The sequence below is a fragment of the Shouchella xiaoxiensis genome (assembly GCF_016907895.1).
GTDB lineage: Bacteria > Bacillota > Bacilli > Bacillales > Bacillaceae_D > Shouchella > Shouchella xiaoxiensis.
Window position 1 is genome coordinate 20,034 of sequence record NZ_JAFBCV010000021.1, and the last position, 15,599, is coordinate 35,632.

General features: G+C 41.6%; 10 protein-coding genes. All 10 read right to left on the reverse strand.

The window, feature by feature from the left end:
* Positions 1-14: 14 nt before the first annotated feature.
* The 10 genes from JOC54_RS21230 to metG all read right to left on the reverse strand — a co-directional run bounded on the left by JOC54_RS21230 (position 15) and on the right by metG (position 15,460).
* Positions 15-983, reverse strand: coding sequence for a carbohydrate ABC transporter permease (locus JOC54_RS21230; RefSeq protein WP_204469020.1), 969 nt, complete (start codon positions 981-983; stop codon positions 15-17).
* On the reverse strand, positions 983-1,846 hold the full coding sequence (locus JOC54_RS21235) for a carbohydrate ABC transporter permease (RefSeq protein WP_035441214.1): 864 nt from the start codon (positions 1,844-1,846) through the stop codon (positions 983-985). The genes JOC54_RS21230 and JOC54_RS21235 overlap by 1 nt, the downstream gene beginning before the upstream one ends.
* Positions 1,843-4,116 carry a DUF5696 domain-containing protein gene (locus JOC54_RS21240; RefSeq protein ID WP_204469022.1) on the reverse strand — a complete coding sequence of 758 codons (2,274 nt, stop codon included), beginning with the start codon at positions 4,114-4,116 and terminating at the stop codon, positions 1,843-1,845. Before JOC54_RS21240 ends, JOC54_RS21235 begins: the two co-directional genes overlap by 4 nt.
* Positions 4,109-6,127, reverse strand: coding sequence for a YIP1 family protein (locus JOC54_RS21245; RefSeq protein WP_204469024.1), 2,019 nt, complete (start codon positions 6,125-6,127; stop codon positions 4,109-4,111). The genes JOC54_RS21240 and JOC54_RS21245 overlap by 8 nt, the downstream gene beginning before the upstream one ends.
* A gap of 17 nt (positions 6,128-6,144) precedes the next feature.
* Entirely contained in the window at positions 6,145-7,026 is an 882-nt protein-coding gene (locus tag JOC54_RS21250; protein ID WP_204469027.1) for a carbohydrate ABC transporter permease, read from the reverse strand.
* A gap of 10 nt (positions 7,027-7,036) precedes the next feature.
* Positions 7,037-7,930 (reverse strand): carbohydrate ABC transporter permease, encoded by an 894-nt coding sequence (locus JOC54_RS21255; protein ID WP_035420835.1) that lies wholly within the window; start codon positions 7,928-7,930, stop codon positions 7,037-7,039.
* Positions 7,927-10,812, reverse strand: a complete 2,886-nt coding sequence (locus JOC54_RS21260) for an extracellular solute-binding protein (RefSeq protein ID WP_204469029.1) — start codon at positions 10,810-10,812, stop codon at positions 7,927-7,929. The genes JOC54_RS21255 and JOC54_RS21260 overlap by 4 nt, the downstream gene beginning before the upstream one ends.
* A 76-nt stretch (positions 10,813-10,888) precedes the next feature.
* Positions 10,889-12,253, reverse strand: a complete 1,365-nt coding sequence (locus JOC54_RS21265; protein ID WP_204469031.1) for an ABC transporter substrate-binding protein — start codon at positions 12,251-12,253, stop codon at positions 10,889-10,891.
* A 43-nt stretch (positions 12,254-12,296) separates the two neighbouring features.
* Entirely contained in the window at positions 12,297-13,271 is a 975-nt protein-coding gene (locus tag JOC54_RS21270; RefSeq protein WP_204469033.1) for a LacI family DNA-binding transcriptional regulator, read from the reverse strand.
* Positions 13,272-13,492: 221 nt separating this feature from the next.
* The gene (gene metG / locus JOC54_RS21275) at positions 13,493-15,460 is read right to left on the reverse strand and encodes a methionine--tRNA ligase (protein WP_204469035.1); all 1,968 of its coding nucleotides are present in this window, start codon (positions 15,458-15,460) and stop codon (positions 13,493-13,495) included.
* Positions 15,461-15,599 lie beyond the last annotated feature (139 nt).

Below are 15,599 nucleotides of genomic sequence, written 5' to 3' on the forward strand. Positions count from 1 at the left end.
TCTTTTTTCTCTCCTTATTCTCCTGCAATTCCTGATCGGTCCACACCTTCAACGAACCAGCGCTGTGCGATAAAGTAAATAATGAGCAGCGGCAAAATTGTAATAAGTGTACCCGCCATTTGAATGCCTTCATTGATAAAGTCAAAGCTACCTTCACCGCCATACATTTGCTCATACACGGCAGAGAAACGCTGCAACTCAAGTGGCAATGTCGTTAAGCTATTACCAAAGTAAATCGCCGCAAGACCCGTTTCATTCCAATACCATACGAGTGAAAACAAAAAAGAAATAATGATTGCCGGTACTGCCATTGGCAAAGCAATTGTAAAGAAAATACGTAAATTCCCGGCTCCGTCTAGCTGCGCCGCCTCTTCAAGAGAGTCCGGCAACATTCGGAAAAATTGATAAAAGATTAATATAAATATAGCGCTGTTAATGCCTTGACCAAACAAAGCTGGCAGAACAAAAGACTGAATGCTTCCAAGTAAGCCAAGCTCGTTAAAAAATACATACCGCGGAATTAAAGTGACTTGCGGCGGAATGATAAAAGTTGCTAATACAAGAACGAACAATGTTTTCTTTAATGGAAATTGAAATCGAGCAAATCCATATCCGACTACTGCCGCAACTGCTGTTTGGATTGCTGCAGGGATGACTGTCACATAAAGCGTCTGCCATAATGACGGCCAGAAGTTTAACACTTCTAGCGCCCTGATGAAATTCTCCCAATAAAGACCTGTTGGTATCCAGTTAACGAGGGGATTAAGCAAATCCTCTAAACTTTTTAGACTGAAGACGCCCATATAGAGCACAGGATATAAATAAACGTAGCCAATCCCAATTAACAAACTGTAGACAAGCAGTTTCATAAGCAGTCCGCTGTTATCCTGACTTCCTAATAAGAATTTCCTCACTTTTGCTGTTCCTAATTTTGACCGTTTGAGATTAACGTTTCTTTGCAGTTTCTTTGTTTGTAAATCCATTACGCTCTCCCCTTACGGCCTCGTATTGTCATAAACCCAACAATTAGAAGCAAGATTAGACAGATAACAGCAAAGTAAATCCATGATAATGCCGAGGCATAACCAAACCCTGTTTCCACTCGGAACATATGGCTTTGGATGTGCATGACTACTCCATTAAGCGCAAAGATCGAGTACATAACCGTTGTGTAAATCGTGTTTACTAATAGAATCGGAAACAAACTCGGCAAGGTTACTTTCCAAAAACATTCCCAGTTTGAAGCTCCATCGATCTTAGCTGCTTCATAAATATGACGATCGATCTTCTGCAAAGCCGCTAAAAAAATTAAGATCTGCACACCAGAAAACCATAGCGTCATAATGAGGTTGTCCATTAAGTACGTAAAGATCGTGCTAATAATTCCGTCTCCCGCCATTAGATACATAAAGATAAAGTTGCTTTCTGGCACTGGAATGCTCGTCATCTCTTGCTCAATTAGTTGATTAACAACCGGTCCACTAATGATGATAACCGGCAAAAAGAAAACGAGACGAAACAACCCGCGGAATCGAATTGGTTGATTTAACAACAAAGCAATGATTAAAGAAAAGACTAGAATGATCGGTACTGAAAAGGCAAATTCACGTAAATAGGTTAGGAGGATTTGTACAAATTGCCCATCAACAACAAAGGCATCATAGTAATTTGAAAACTGCGTATAGCTTGTCTGAATTCCATTAGGCGTAATCCGGACATCATGAAAACTTAAATAAATAGAATAAAACAATGGAAAAGCAGTGAAAATAGCAAAACCAATGAGCCAGGGGAGGATAAACCCGTAGCCAGTTAGCGATTTTCTCGTTTTAATTGTTAACCGACTCATGACTCTGCCTCACCCTCCTCTTGTTCCTGATTTTCAAGTTGTGTATGGTCCATTGTCTGAGCGCTAAGTGCCTCTAACGTCAGTCCATTTATCGTCGCATCCGCTTCACGGTAATTAACAACTACTGACTTCCCATTTGAATAGACCACTTCAACAAGTCCTGTTCCGTGTACAATTCGGTCAACGATTGTTTCACCTTCAACTGGCTTAAGCACTTCAACAGCAGTAAGGTATTGGTTTACAACGTCTTCTTTCCACGTATCAAACTGCGATGTAAACAAGTCTTCAGAAGGTGTATTAAATAGCAGGTGCGACGACTCTGTTGTTAAGTAAAAGGACGGATATGCGCCGTATTCAATCATGCGCAAGAGATCTTGCTCTGTTTGATTATGAAAGTTTGAGAACTCTCCAAAATATGGTAGATGCCCCTTCAAGACAATCTGCATGAATGGAACGGTGTCGGTCACCATAGTATAGTTTGAAGAGTACAGCGGGATGTTCTGAAAACTTTCAGCGTATTTCCATGCGTAATCGTTCGGCTGATTTAAGGCGAGTGGTCCGACCTCATCTGTCAGTTTTTCAAATAACGTTTGATAGTGCTCCACTGCCTCCTCACGCTGGACAACGTTATTCCCTGTATAATGGCTGTACAGCGCTGCAGCGGTCGTGTCTACTGCCAATCGTCCAACGCCATTGTCTTCGTACATCGCAAGATCTGCTTCTACGGCATCAAGTGCCCACTCAGGAGTCAACAAATAGTAACTCCAGTAATAACCAGATGACAATGCTGCTTCCCCATTTAAGCGGGTTGCCACATCATTTTGTCCTGAGAAGCCAGAAGCCCCATCATATGCTTTTGTATAATCCGTTTGGAAATAAAGCGGGATGTTGAGATCTGCAAGGCGCTGCTGTGCTTGCGCGAGTTCTTCTCTAGAACCGAGCGCCAATTCAAAACCGTTCTTCTGCGGTAACGTTCCTGTTAAACCACCCGACATCCAGCCTCGATAAACGACCTGCATATTCTCAACCCCGGCCGCATGAAGGTCTTCTACATGGCTTTCTATTTTTGCGACAGGTGTCATTGCCTCAATCGTTCTCCAAAAGAAACGACGCTTTGTTTCTCCTCCTAAAAACTCGACGTTAACTCGCACCTCATCTTCTTGCGTCGGTAATAGGTCATTCTTTGCTAAATACGTTTGATAGGCATGGGCCATTCCAACATAGCTCGCCTCATCGTCTTGCAGGAATACAAGCTCTTGCTCAATGGAATAGGTAAGTCGCTCGCTTTGATACGTATTAAACCCATCACCACTTCGACTTGTTGGTTGATAGTATTCATGACGGAATGTATACGATGCTGTCGTCCAATAGAAGTCGGTTGAAGCACCTTTTGGATAGGCAATAATGTCGGCATGATGCTTGCCCTCGCCAAGAATAGCCGCAAAGCCGTTTTGTTTTTCTCCGTGGACAATACCGTATACAGGATAGGCAATAGACAACGGTTCGTTTAGCTGCGATACCGACGTTCGATTGCGTTCAAATGCCGCATCTTGTCCGTAAATAGGTGCACGAAATGGCGTTGTTGCCCTTGCTTCCTCTTCAAACCGAATTAATGCACCACTTCCATCAGGTAAAAAGAGATACCCCTCTTCAATCGTCTCATCGGCAGCCCCTAAAAACGGATATAATCGCAACGACACTAGCTGCGCCCGTTCACCTTCTTCAATTGATTCTTCGGGTATTGTGAACGATAAACGATCTTCTTCAAGCTCCACGTTCAGCGAAAGTTTGATGTTTGATCGACCAAACTCAATGTTTGCCGTAAATCCCGCACCAGTCTCGATCAAGTCAACCTCAGAATCATTCGTAATAAGGCTTTCAGTTTGCAAGTTGTTCCGTTGGTCTAAATAGTCTATTGTAATGGCTGAATTGGCCATATCCCGCCAAGTCTCATTTAAATTAACATCTTCTTGTCCGTGAACGCCTGAGCGCCAAACATAACCAGTTTGCTTTGCTTCAATATGTAGACCGAGAGATTCTGGTTCTACATACAACAGTAACTCATTCGATTCAGCCACTTTTGTAAAGCCATTCTCCGCTGGTTCAATAAGAGGTAGCTCTGTTTGTTCAACAACAAGCGGTTGAGTAAATTGATTCGAGCGGTGCCACGGTGTAATCCCCCCACCCTGATCTTGAGCGAATGCAGCATCATGTCCAGAGAAAAGAACCAGGCCAAAGGCTATACATACACAGGTAATTTTTTTAAACACGGTACAGCACCTCCTGGATAATGGACGAAACAAACTGAATCACTTGATCAAACAGCACATAGACAATCATAAGTACAAAAGCAAGCAAAATCATTCCAAATAGGGTAATTAAAATGTTTCTTACGGTACCCCAAAACGAAAAATCGTGAATTTCTTTTACCATAATAAAGAGGATAATGAGCGAATAAGAAATCATAATAATTAAACTGAAGTTAAAAATAAACGCTTCATTTAATGTTAAAATCTGTGACACAAAAACAAGCGGTACTAAACCAATTAATAACGGAGCACAGGCATAAATAAACCCTTTATACAATTCACTAAAGCGACCCTCTCCATCACTAATCGTGCTGACTAAGTAGTTTACGAGTAGAAAGAAAAGAATTGGTGTAACGAATAAGACCAAATCATATGTGAACCAAAAGTATTCTAGCGGTGTCGGACTAAAAATAAACCCTCTTCCATAAACAAAAAATAAATAAGATAAAAAAAGAATGATATACATTATTGATGCTGACAAAAGCGAGCTCCGTTGATTTGTTTTTAAATAATAAAAACTATCAATTGGGTGGCGAATAAACCGGAACAAAAACAACAGATCGTTCAGAAGCTTCCATTGTTTCACTTGCTGCCACTTTTGGTTCACAGGTGCCAAATAACCGAAGCGTCGATTCGTGTAAACGATCCCGAAACGCAATGTAATTAATCCGATAACGGATGCAAACAGCAAACTTAAGTTTTCCTGCATCCACTCATAACGAACTTCCCAGAACGCATTTGAGTACGCACTCTGATTATTTGAACGTTTAAATCGCTCCATTGCTTCGTCATAATTTTGCTGTTTAAACTCAGACTGACCGATGGCATTATGAGCGAGTGCAAACGACGCATTTAATTGAAGAACATCTTGCCAAATCGCTTCACTTTCCACATAATAACCTTCCGCGAACAAGCCAATGCCTTCGTGCAGCTTTTCTGTAAAACCGGTCGGACTAAACAACTCCACTGTTCCTTTTTCCCTGTCGGCAATTAACAACTGTCCATTCTGATCGATTTCAATTGCACTCGGCTGAACAAATAATCCAGCTCGACTTGTACCATCTTCTCTACCACCAAAATAAAACAGTGTGTATCCCTCTGGATCAAGTTCATAGATCGTTCCATCCGTTGTAATGGTGACCATGTTACCCGCCTGGCCAACAGCCACATCGCGCATCGGATTTGAGCCAGCAATATCAGACGGGAGCATATTAGAGCCGGCAATATTGAGTCGGCGAAGTACTTCTTCATCTGTCCCAGCAGTAACGGTGTAAATGAGACCTTGTTCATCAATCGTTATATTTGAAGGGGCAGGTGGAACACGTAAAAACTGATTTAAGCGTTGCGTTTCACTCGTTAATAAATCTGGCAAAAACGACATAAGTGAACTTCCCGAACGGTTAACACCAAAGAATCCGAGGAAATCTCCCTCTGAGCTTAATTGAACAATCCCATTGGTTGATCCTTCAGAGACCACATACATATTCCCTCTACGGTCAACCGCGACCTTCTGCGGTTTAAACACTGCACGTTCTCCATACAAAGGTGTGTCCGGACGTCCAAATGATTGCATCAACTCGCCATCATGATTAAACAAAACAATCTCTTCTCGTCCATAGTCGGCGACGTAAATACCTGTCTCATTGACAAAAACCCCAAGCGGTTCAATCAACTCTCCTGATCCAATCTCACCTATCAGACTTCCTTCTTCATTAAAAACAGCAACAAGCTGTTTGCCTGAATCAGCTACAAAAACACTGTTGGTTTCATCAATAAATAAATCCTCAGGTGCGATTAATTCACCAGCATTCCCGATATTCCCAACAGGAACATAAGCAACTTGGGTTTCCATCGGATAACCCTCACCTGAGAGCGTATACGTTTTATAAGGGACTTCAACAGAAGCCTGTACACTTAATGGCATCATAAAAATAAACGCAAAACAGAGCCATAGTAACAGTACTTTTTTCATCTCGCTTCCTCCTTCCCTTACTTAATTCCTGAATGCGCCATTGTATTCATCACTTTACTTTGCAGGATGATGAAGATAACTAGATTTGGCAAAAACATAATTAGTGCAGCTGCCGCCGCCATACCTTGCCCAGCAACTGTGTTACCCGCTGCATCACTCGTTAACGTAGACATATAAAAAGCAAACGTTTTTAAATTCTCGTCGTTAATATAAAGGGTCGATGCTTCGACACTGTTCCAGACTGCCTGAAAGGAAAGAATAGCAACTGTTGCTAATGCTGGCGCCACAAGCGGCATAATAATTTTCCAATAAATTTGAATGTCCTTTGCCCCATCCATCTGCGCAGCTTCTATTAACTCGTTTGGAATTTGATCAATAAACTGCTTTAATAAGAACAAGCCAACGGGCATAGCAAGCATCGGTAGAATATGTACCCAGAACGTGTCCAATAAGCCGATCTGTTGAATCAATAAGTAAGTTGGAATTCCCACAGCAGCAGGGACAAACATCAGCGCAAGTGTATTAATTTCAAAGATCATTTTTTTTAATTTAAATTTCTTTTTAGACAAGGCATAACCTGCCATTGAGCTGATGAATACGGTAATCGATACAACTATAATGGTTACGATAATGCTGTTAAATAAATAACGAGACATTGGCACACCAGATTCCGACCGATTGTTTATTAAGTCGGCAAAATTTTGCAAGGTCGGCTTATCTACAAAAAACCGCGGTGGATAAGCGAATAATTCATCAATCGGTTTAAATGCATGTGACACAATATATACAATGGGCATTGCCATAAAAATCGCAAGCGGTATTAAAAACAAGTAAAACTTAAGTTGGCTGCGGTGAAATTTATCGGGATTCATTTTGCTCCCATGAAAACTGTTAGCCATGCCACCCCTCCTAATCCTTATCAGCAAACAGACGTCGTGCAACAATTGAAAAAATGTAGACAAATAGAAGTAAAATAACCGATATTGCGGCTGCATAACCCATTTCATAGCGGATAAAGCCGAAATCTTCTAGATGGTTTACCATTAATTGACCGGCATATTGCGGCGTTGGGTTTGCCCCAGACAAGGCGACACCAATTGCACCTGCTTGAAATGTCTGCACGATTGCCATAACTGCCCCGAACAACATTTGCGGTCGCATTGATGGGATTGTTATATAAATAATTTCTTGAAACCGATTGCTAATTCCATCAATGTAACCAGCCTCATAAATTTCCTTATTAATATTCATTACACCAGACAACATCGCGAGAAACCCTACGCCCATGCTTCCCCAAAGTGTCACAACAATCATAATCGCAAGTAGATATTGCGGTGATTGGAGCCATTGAATCGGTTCAAATACAAGACCCCATTGCATCAGTAAGCTGTTTAAATAGCCACTCTGATCCCCGCTGAAAATAATAGACCAGACAACTGCCATAGCAATGCCTGACGTCATCGATGGCGAATAAATAATTAAAGCGAGTATCGTTCTAGGTATCTTGGAAATTTGAGCGAGCATCCAGGCCAAAATAAACGCCAAGATATAGCCGCCAGGACCAACAATCAATGCAAATATAACCGTATTAGGCAGCACGTACTGCATAAACACGCTGTCCTGTGTCAATACATTGACGTAGTTGGCTAACCCAACAAAGCTTGGAAACTCAATCGCATTAAAATACGTAAATGACAAGACAATGGCAGCAATGACCGGGATAACGATAAATAAGAAGAATAATAGTAAATAGGGAGCTAAAAACATCGCTGTACTTACATGCTGTTTTGGTTGTGAATTCATTCGCTCTCCCTCGTTCTTTCTTCAATATCTTCAATGGTCGGAATCGGGTAAGGACGAATAATCTTGCCATCCTCCATATAGCCAAACTCCTCCATCTTTCTTCGCATCTCTCGATCAATCGTAATAATGGAATCATCTACAGCCGATCGTGCATTCTCCCCGTCAAAGACCATCTTATTCCAAACGTTGCTTATCTCACGTTCGACCATATAAGCATATGGTGTTTTTGGTACTTCAATTAGTTGTTCCCACTGCGCTAGTATTACGTCTTTATGTTCCTCTGGCCACGGTAGCTCAGCAAATGCATCAATGTTAGCTGTGTTCCACATATATTCTGCTCCGTAAGTCATTTGCAAGGTTTGCGCGAATTCAGATTGTGTCTCCTTACTCATCCACCACTGTAACAGCTCCCAGGCATCGTCTTGCTTCTCACTACCATTAAAAATCATTCCTGCCTGTGCGGCACCACTTGCCCAGCGAGAGACCGAACCATCCGCTTGTTCCACACCTGGATGCAAGGCAATATCCCAGCCTGTTAATTCCTGTGCTGCAAAAGTAAGCTGCACATAAGTTGCAAAATTTCCTACGCCAACAGGCAATGAACCATAGCGAAAATGATTATAAAAATTGGGAACCTGAAGAGGTGTGCTGTAAATTGTGTTTAAGTCAGCCATAAACTGCACGCCTTGCAGGGCTTCATCTTCATTCAAAGCAACGCCCATACCATCGCTTTCAAAAATTTGACCTTGAAACTGATAGATAAATGGTGCAGTTGCCGCAAACGGTTTAAATGCAGCACCGCCAGCAATAGGTGAGTAAAAATTCATCCCATAACGCTGTAATTCAGGTAATATATCAACCACATCCCCCCATGTATCAGGGACAGGAAGTGATAGTGCTTCCATTAAGTCATTTCGATAAAATAAAACGGAGAAATCTTGCGTTTCCGGTAGCCCGTAAATTCCATCCTCAATCATTAGTGGCATAAATGCTCCCGGAGCAAATTGGCGAATGTATTCGTCAAATCCATCAAACTGACTTAAATCAACAGCGGCACCTCGAATAGCCAACTCATAAGGAAGCCAGTTGCTAATACCCAACGCTAAATCAGGCTGACTGTCAGCAGCACTCGCCAAGATTAATTTTTGTTCATCCGGCATTAATGAAAAGCTAACTTTAATTCCTGTTTCCGGTGTGAATTGTTGGTCTGCCATGAGCTGCAAAAGATCAACATACTGACGCGGACGATTCACCCAGACGTCAATCACATCATCATCTACATCTACTGTTGCTACGTCATCCCCGCTAAAGGAATGGACAAAACGACTAAACGATTCTTTTGTTTTCATCCATAAGCCCGCTTCTGGATCTGGTAAACTCACATCGCCATGGATATAAAGTTTATCAAGCAATAAAGGTTGATCTCTTAAGGCAACAAGTACATCACCTAGCACCTGGGATACAGAACTTGATCCCTCAGACAACTCAGATAGACGGTTTGGTAAATCATCTGGTGACTCCGCCAATGACCTGAGTCGATCGGCTGCTACCTGTAACGAAACGGCTTGGACGCTATCAGTCCCATCGGTACTCGCTTCTCTTAATTCAATTACTGCACCATCAATGTCTTCAGCCCATTCAGATAAACGCGATGATACATCCGGTATATATTCTTCAATTCGCCAGCCTCTGCTGGCGTCGTGTTGATTCCCTGTCAATTGTTTGATCGATAACGTTAATTCATCAATTTCTGACATTAATGAAGATAGTTCTGCTTGTACACCTTGAGTTGGTGTATCATCTACTCTTAGACTGATCGTATTTTCGCCAGCTTCTAGAAAAAACTGAAAAGGCTCGCCGTCTTCATCTGACAAGGTTTCATTCTGCCAACTAGAACTTTGTGGAAACGCGTAGCTTGTTAAATGATCAAATGGTATCTCACCATTAACATACACACTGCGATAAATGTCTTTATTCGAATCATTATCAGCAAGTGCCTTAAGGGTAATCGAATAAAAACCACTTTCTTCAATCTCAAACGACCAACTTGCCATCTGTCCACTTACTTTCCACGAATCTCCACCGAAAGTATTTAATCTCCTGCTACCAGTTTCATAAGGTGAAACAGACGGGTCCTGCGTCACGATCGGTCGAATGGACGATTCATTTTTTGAAGTTGGGTGTTCCGCTTCTATTGAAATCAATTGATCGTTGATGACTTCACCAGTAAAACGATTTATGTATTCATCATAAGTAGGAATTGTTGAAATAGGCTCGAGTGTCACACGAGTTAAATCAATGGCACCTCTTAAATGAATAAATTCAATCGTGTTCATTCCTTCCTCAAGAGCAAATGCGAAAGGCTCAACGCTTCTTGAATCACTTAATTGAACAGACTGCCATTGGGTTAATTGACTCTGACTCGGCATAATATCTGCTCCATGTAGATCTTGTTCAAACGTTGTTTCATTCTGAACCCATTCACTTGGAAAATGAATCCCACGGCTTTCAGAGAATGGATAACCACCATTTATACGAATTGCCCCTTCAGTCGAAACGAGCGACTCCTCAGTTAAACGGTAGTCAACGCGAATGTTATATAAACCGGCTTCAGCCACTTCAGCCTCAAGAGAGAATTGTTCTACTTCTGCCCAGTCCAGCGCATCGCCTTCACTTTCTTCTACATCTGCAAAATCCGTTACGGTATACAGCTGTGGTGCACTATCTACGTTGTTATACTGGCTCTGCCACTCTTGCAAAGTCTCGGCGTATGGCAACTCCATCTCTTCTAGTTCTGTAGTCATTTCTTCAGCTGCAACAGTCGGAGAAAGAACAACAAGAGCAGCAACCGTCAAATAGAGCGTTCTTCCTTTTAGTACCATACCTATCCCCCCATTCCCTTAAATGCTTGAAAGGAAGAAGCATTCGTTGCTTCTCCCTCCTTGTTTCAGGATTGGATCAATCAATCGCAGCTTTGCTATCCTCATAACGATTGTTTGCCAGATCATTTAATTGAGAAGCATAGTCTTCAATTTTAATCTCACCGCGAACAGCGGCATCAATTAAAGCAGCGATATTGGCATTTGCTTCATCACCAATAGCAATTCCTGTTGGCGCTTCCCAACGCGAATCAACGTATCCAGGGACTGTTTTCATCGGCTCAATCACTGCATTATCCATGTCTTCATATGCTTGCTCAACTCCAGGAACATCAATGTTTGCGAAGAATTGATCCAATACTTCTTGATCAGCCGTTACTGGAAGTTTGTTCACAACAAGACCAGCTTCGTCTGCAAGCTCAATTCGTTTTAAGAACCCATCCTTACCGAATGCCATCCATTTAGAGAATAAATAAGCCTCTTCCGCATGCTCAGTAGAACTCGCTATTCCTAAGTAATCATTCGTGACAACAGGACGCCCCCCAGGAATCCCAACGAAATCCCAGTCAAACTCTGCATCATTTGTTAGGCCTTCAAGGCTCCATGTACCGTCCCATTTAAGTGCAATATCCCCGTTTAACCAAACTTCTTCCGCGTTATCTCCAGCAAAACGTTCCTTTTGTTCATCACTTAAAGAATCATAAGCATAATTTCCATTTGCAAGGTCCGCTGCCAACTGTACGCCATTAATGAAGCTTGAACTCGCTAAGTCATAACCCGTTTCCTCATTAAATGTGTACCAGCCAGCTGTTTCATCAACAACAGAAGGATACCAATCTGGAATAGAGAAGATTTGATTGATCCCTGATACGCCTTGTTGTACATCAGATGTGTCACGAATCGCTGCTGAAAATTCATCAAGGGTTAATCCGTACGCTGGGATGTCTAGGTTTGCTTGATTGAAAAGATCTTTATTAACAAAGTATCCTAGTATTTGTGTCCCTGATGGAACCGCATACAAAGAATCGTTGTAAACAACTGCGTTACGAACGGCTTCAGGAATATCATTGAACTCGCTATCTTCATTTACTACTTCGTTTAAATCAAGAAGCCAATCATTGCTTAAACCAAGAGGTACTTCTGCGATGGAAAAGACATCAGGCATTTCACTAGCACTTGCTGCAGAAGCTAGTGAACTGTTCCAATCGGATCCATCAATTGAACGATCAATTTCCACATTAATATGGGGGTGTTCATCCATAAACGCCTCAATCATAAGAGTATCCAGATTTTCTTCGCCTTCTTGTGCTACACCCCAGCTTGCATATGTGATTGTAACTTGGTCTTCGCCAGTTCCCTCTTCTGTAGTGGCATCATCACCACCTCCACAAGCAGCTAGTGTTACAAGCATAATTCCCAGTGGCATAAACAAATATTTTTTCATCGTCATCTCTCCTCTTTCTTACATCTATTCTCGCTTCTTTTTACTAAAGTGATCTTCTTCTAATTAAATCCACTCTTGTTTCTTCAATGTTTTCTAGAGTCTTTTTCTCAATTACATCTAATAAACGCTTTGCTGCTTCCTTGCCCCATTGCTTTTTATTCACACGGACAGTTGTTAAAGCTGGATCAGTGTACTTCGCAGTAGGAATATCATCAAACCCTACTATCGCAATGTCTTCTGGAATTTTTAACCCTTTTTCCTTAATGGCACGCATCGCACCAATTGCCATTTCATCGTTGGCACATATAAAAGCCGTTGCAGTTGTTTTTCCTTCTTGTCGTTGCAAGTAGCCCTTCATGCACTCGTATCCGCTTGATTCGGTGAAATCAGCACGAATGAGGTCACCATAGTAAACAGGCAGATCATGCTCCTGCATAAATAATTGATACGCATCAAAGCGTTTTTCACCGTCAAAGGAAACTTCCTGACCTGCCATAAAGCCGATACGCTTATGTCCTTCGGCTACAATCGCTTCTAATGTCTGCTTCACACCACTTTCATTTGGTAAGAGCAAGGGGTGTATATGCGGGTTATTGCTTTCCCGATCAAGAACAACAATTGGCATTTTCTCGGAAGCGACCATCTCCAACAGTTCATCTTCCATATGATAATTAAGGACAATTGCACCATCAAAATGATTCTCAACAATTAAACGATGTTTATCGTTTGAAGCACAAACAACTAACTCATATCCTTGCTTTGCAACATAATCATGGACACCCTCAAGCATTTCATTAAAAACAGGCCCAGTGAATCCACTAATAAAAACAGCCACAATTTCTGTCTTGCTTTTCTTTAAATTTTTTGCTGAACCATTAATGCGATAACCTAGTTCTTTTGCAGCGTCGTATACACGCTGTTTTGTTTCTGGTAGGATAAGCGAACTTCCATTCATAGCATAGGAAGCTGTTGACACACTTACCTTTGCCATTTTTGCAACATCTTTTAACGTAGGCATACCTGTATTCCTCTTTTCAATTGAAACGTTTCAATAAGATCATAATCGATTGAGAAAGCGATTTCAATAGTTTTTTTGGTTTATATTTATCCCTTTTTATAAAAAGTTTGATTTAATTGTATCGTTTCAATTATAGAAGAACATCCCTTTATTTGGCATCCTTGCTTCATATAATTTATAAAAAAACAGAGAGAACACGTTGTTCTCCCTGTTACTCATCGCTATTTCACTTGTGTCCCATTCGGTAATGCACCGTCAACAGTTGCTAATTTTAATTTCTTTCCTTTAGAACCTGCCAAGATCATTCCTTGTGACAATTCACCTCGTAGCTTTACAGGTTTCAAGTTTGTGACACAGATAACTTTTTTACCAACAAGATCTTCGGGGCTGTAGTATTTTGCAATACCCGATACAACTTGTCTCTTTTCTGTGCCTAAATCAAGCTGGATTTTCAAAAGACGGTCTGCGCCTTCAACTGGCTCAGCTTGAATTACCTCAGCTACCTTTAATTCTACTTTAGAGAAATCTTCAATGGTTATTTCATTCTCATCTTCAATTTCTTCCACTTCTGGCTCTGCCTTGCCACCCATTAATTCAACGATATAGTCGACTTCTTTTTCAACGTCAAGACGTGGAAATACAGGCTCGCCTTTGCTTACTTTGGTGTTCTCTGGTATTTGTCCGAACGTCCGTATTGATTCCCAACCGGCTATAGTCTCATCAATGCCTAATTGTGCCCACATCTTCTCCGGCGTCCGCGTCATAAATGGTCGGATCAATATAGAAATAATACGCAATGATTCAGCAAGATGATACATTACTGATCCAAGCTGCTCCTTATTTGATTCTTCTTTTGCCAGCATCCACGGCTGAGTTTCATCAATGTATTTATTTGTCCGACTGACAAGCTGCCAAATCGCTGTAAGGGCAATCGAAAACTCCATCTCTTCCATCGCATTTTCTACTTTTGTAGTAGTTGCTTGGACTAAATCTAACAGATCTTCGTCAAACGGCGTTGCACTCTTGACATACGTCGGGATCGAGCCCTCAAAATACTTGTTAATCATTGCAACCGTCCGATTTAATAGGTTCCCAAGGTCATTCGCTAAATCATAGTTAACGCGCTCCACGAATGCCTCTGGCGTGAATACACCGTCAGAACCAAATGGTACTTCGCGCAATAAATAATAGCGAATCGCATCAAGCCCGAAATGATCAATTAAAGGAGCGGGATCAATGACATTTCCTTTTGATTTAGACATTTTGCCGTCTTTTGTTAGAAACCATCCATGTCCAAATACTTTTTTCGGTAATGGAAGGTCAAGCGCCATTAACATGACCGGCCAATAAATTGTGTGGAATCGTAAAATATCTTTTCCTACTAAATGTACATTGGCTGGCCAGAATTTTTCGTACAATGATTGGTCTTCAGAACCATAACCAAGCGCCGTAATATAATTTGTCAAGGCATCGATCCAAACATACACAACATGCTTCGGATCACTTGGCACTTTTACGCCCCATGTAAAGGACGTACGTGATACGGCTAAGTCCTGTAAACCAGGCTTGATGAAATTATTAACCATCTCATTTTTGCGGGAAACCGGCTGAATGAAATCAGGGTTTTCTTCATAATGCTTAAGCAACCGATCTGCATACTTACTCATTCTTAGAAAATAGGATTGCTCACGCACTTTTTCCACTGGGTGTCCAGAGTCCGGGCTCTTTCCGCCAATGATATTGCCCGCTTCATCTTTAATCGGATCAACCAGCTCACGCTCACCAAAAAAGCTTTCATCTGGCACACAGTACCAACCTTCATATTCACCTAAGTAAATATCGTCTTGCGCCAGTAGTTGTTCAAAAATTGCTTCAACCACTTTGGTATGCCGCTTTTCCGTTGTTCGGATAAAGTCATCATAAGAAATATCCAGCTTTGACCATAATTCTTTTATAGGTTCAACCATTTTATCCGTGTATTCAAGCGGCGTTATGCCTTGGTCTGCTGCTTTTTGCTCGATTTTCTGTCCGTGTTCATCCGTACCAGTTAAATAACGGACATCATAGCCACGTAGGCGTTTGTAACGGGCCATTGCATCACCAGCAACGGTCGTATACGTATGGCCAATATGCAATTTTCCACTTGGATAGTAGATTGGCGTTGTAAGGTAAAACGATTTTTTACTCATGTTCTTCATCCTCTCTTATTAACACAAAAAACCCCTCGTCCTTGATCGGGACGAAAGGTTTGCTCACGTGGTACCACCCAAATTTCCCTCACTATAAAGAATTAGTAGAGGCTCAAGGCCATTAACGCTGGCACACGCT

Coding starts and splice junctions, on each gene's coding strand:
- JOC54_RS21265 (WP_204469031.1), bottom strand. CDS start 12,253: ATGAAAAAATATTTGTTTATGCCACTGGGAATTATGCTTGTAACACTA.
- JOC54_RS21260 (WP_204469029.1), bottom strand. CDS start 10,812: ATGGTACTAAAAGGAAGAACGCTCTATTTGACGGTTGCTGCTCTTGTT.
- JOC54_RS21270 (WP_204469033.1), bottom strand. CDS start 13,271: ATGCCTACGTTAAAAGATGTTGCAAAAATGGCAAAGGTAAGTGTGTCA.
- JOC54_RS21230 (WP_204469020.1), bottom strand. CDS start 983: ATGGATTTACAAACAAAGAAACTGCAAAGAAACGTTAATCTCAAACGG.
- metG (WP_204469035.1), bottom strand. CDS start 15,460: ATGAGTAAAAAATCGTTTTACCTTACAACGCCAATCTACTATCCAAGT.
- JOC54_RS21250 (WP_204469027.1), bottom strand. CDS start 7,026: ATGGCTAACAGTTTTCATGGGAGCAAAATGAATCCCGATAAATTTCAC.
- JOC54_RS21245 (WP_204469024.1), bottom strand. CDS start 6,127: ATGAAAAAAGTACTGTTACTATGGCTCTGTTTTGCGTTTATTTTTATG.
- JOC54_RS21255 (WP_035420835.1), bottom strand. CDS start 7,930: ATGAATTCACAACCAAAACAGCATGTAAGTACAGCGATGTTTTTAGCT.
- JOC54_RS21235 (WP_035441214.1), bottom strand. CDS start 1,846: ATGAGTCGGTTAACAATTAAAACGAGAAAATCGCTAACTGGCTACGGG.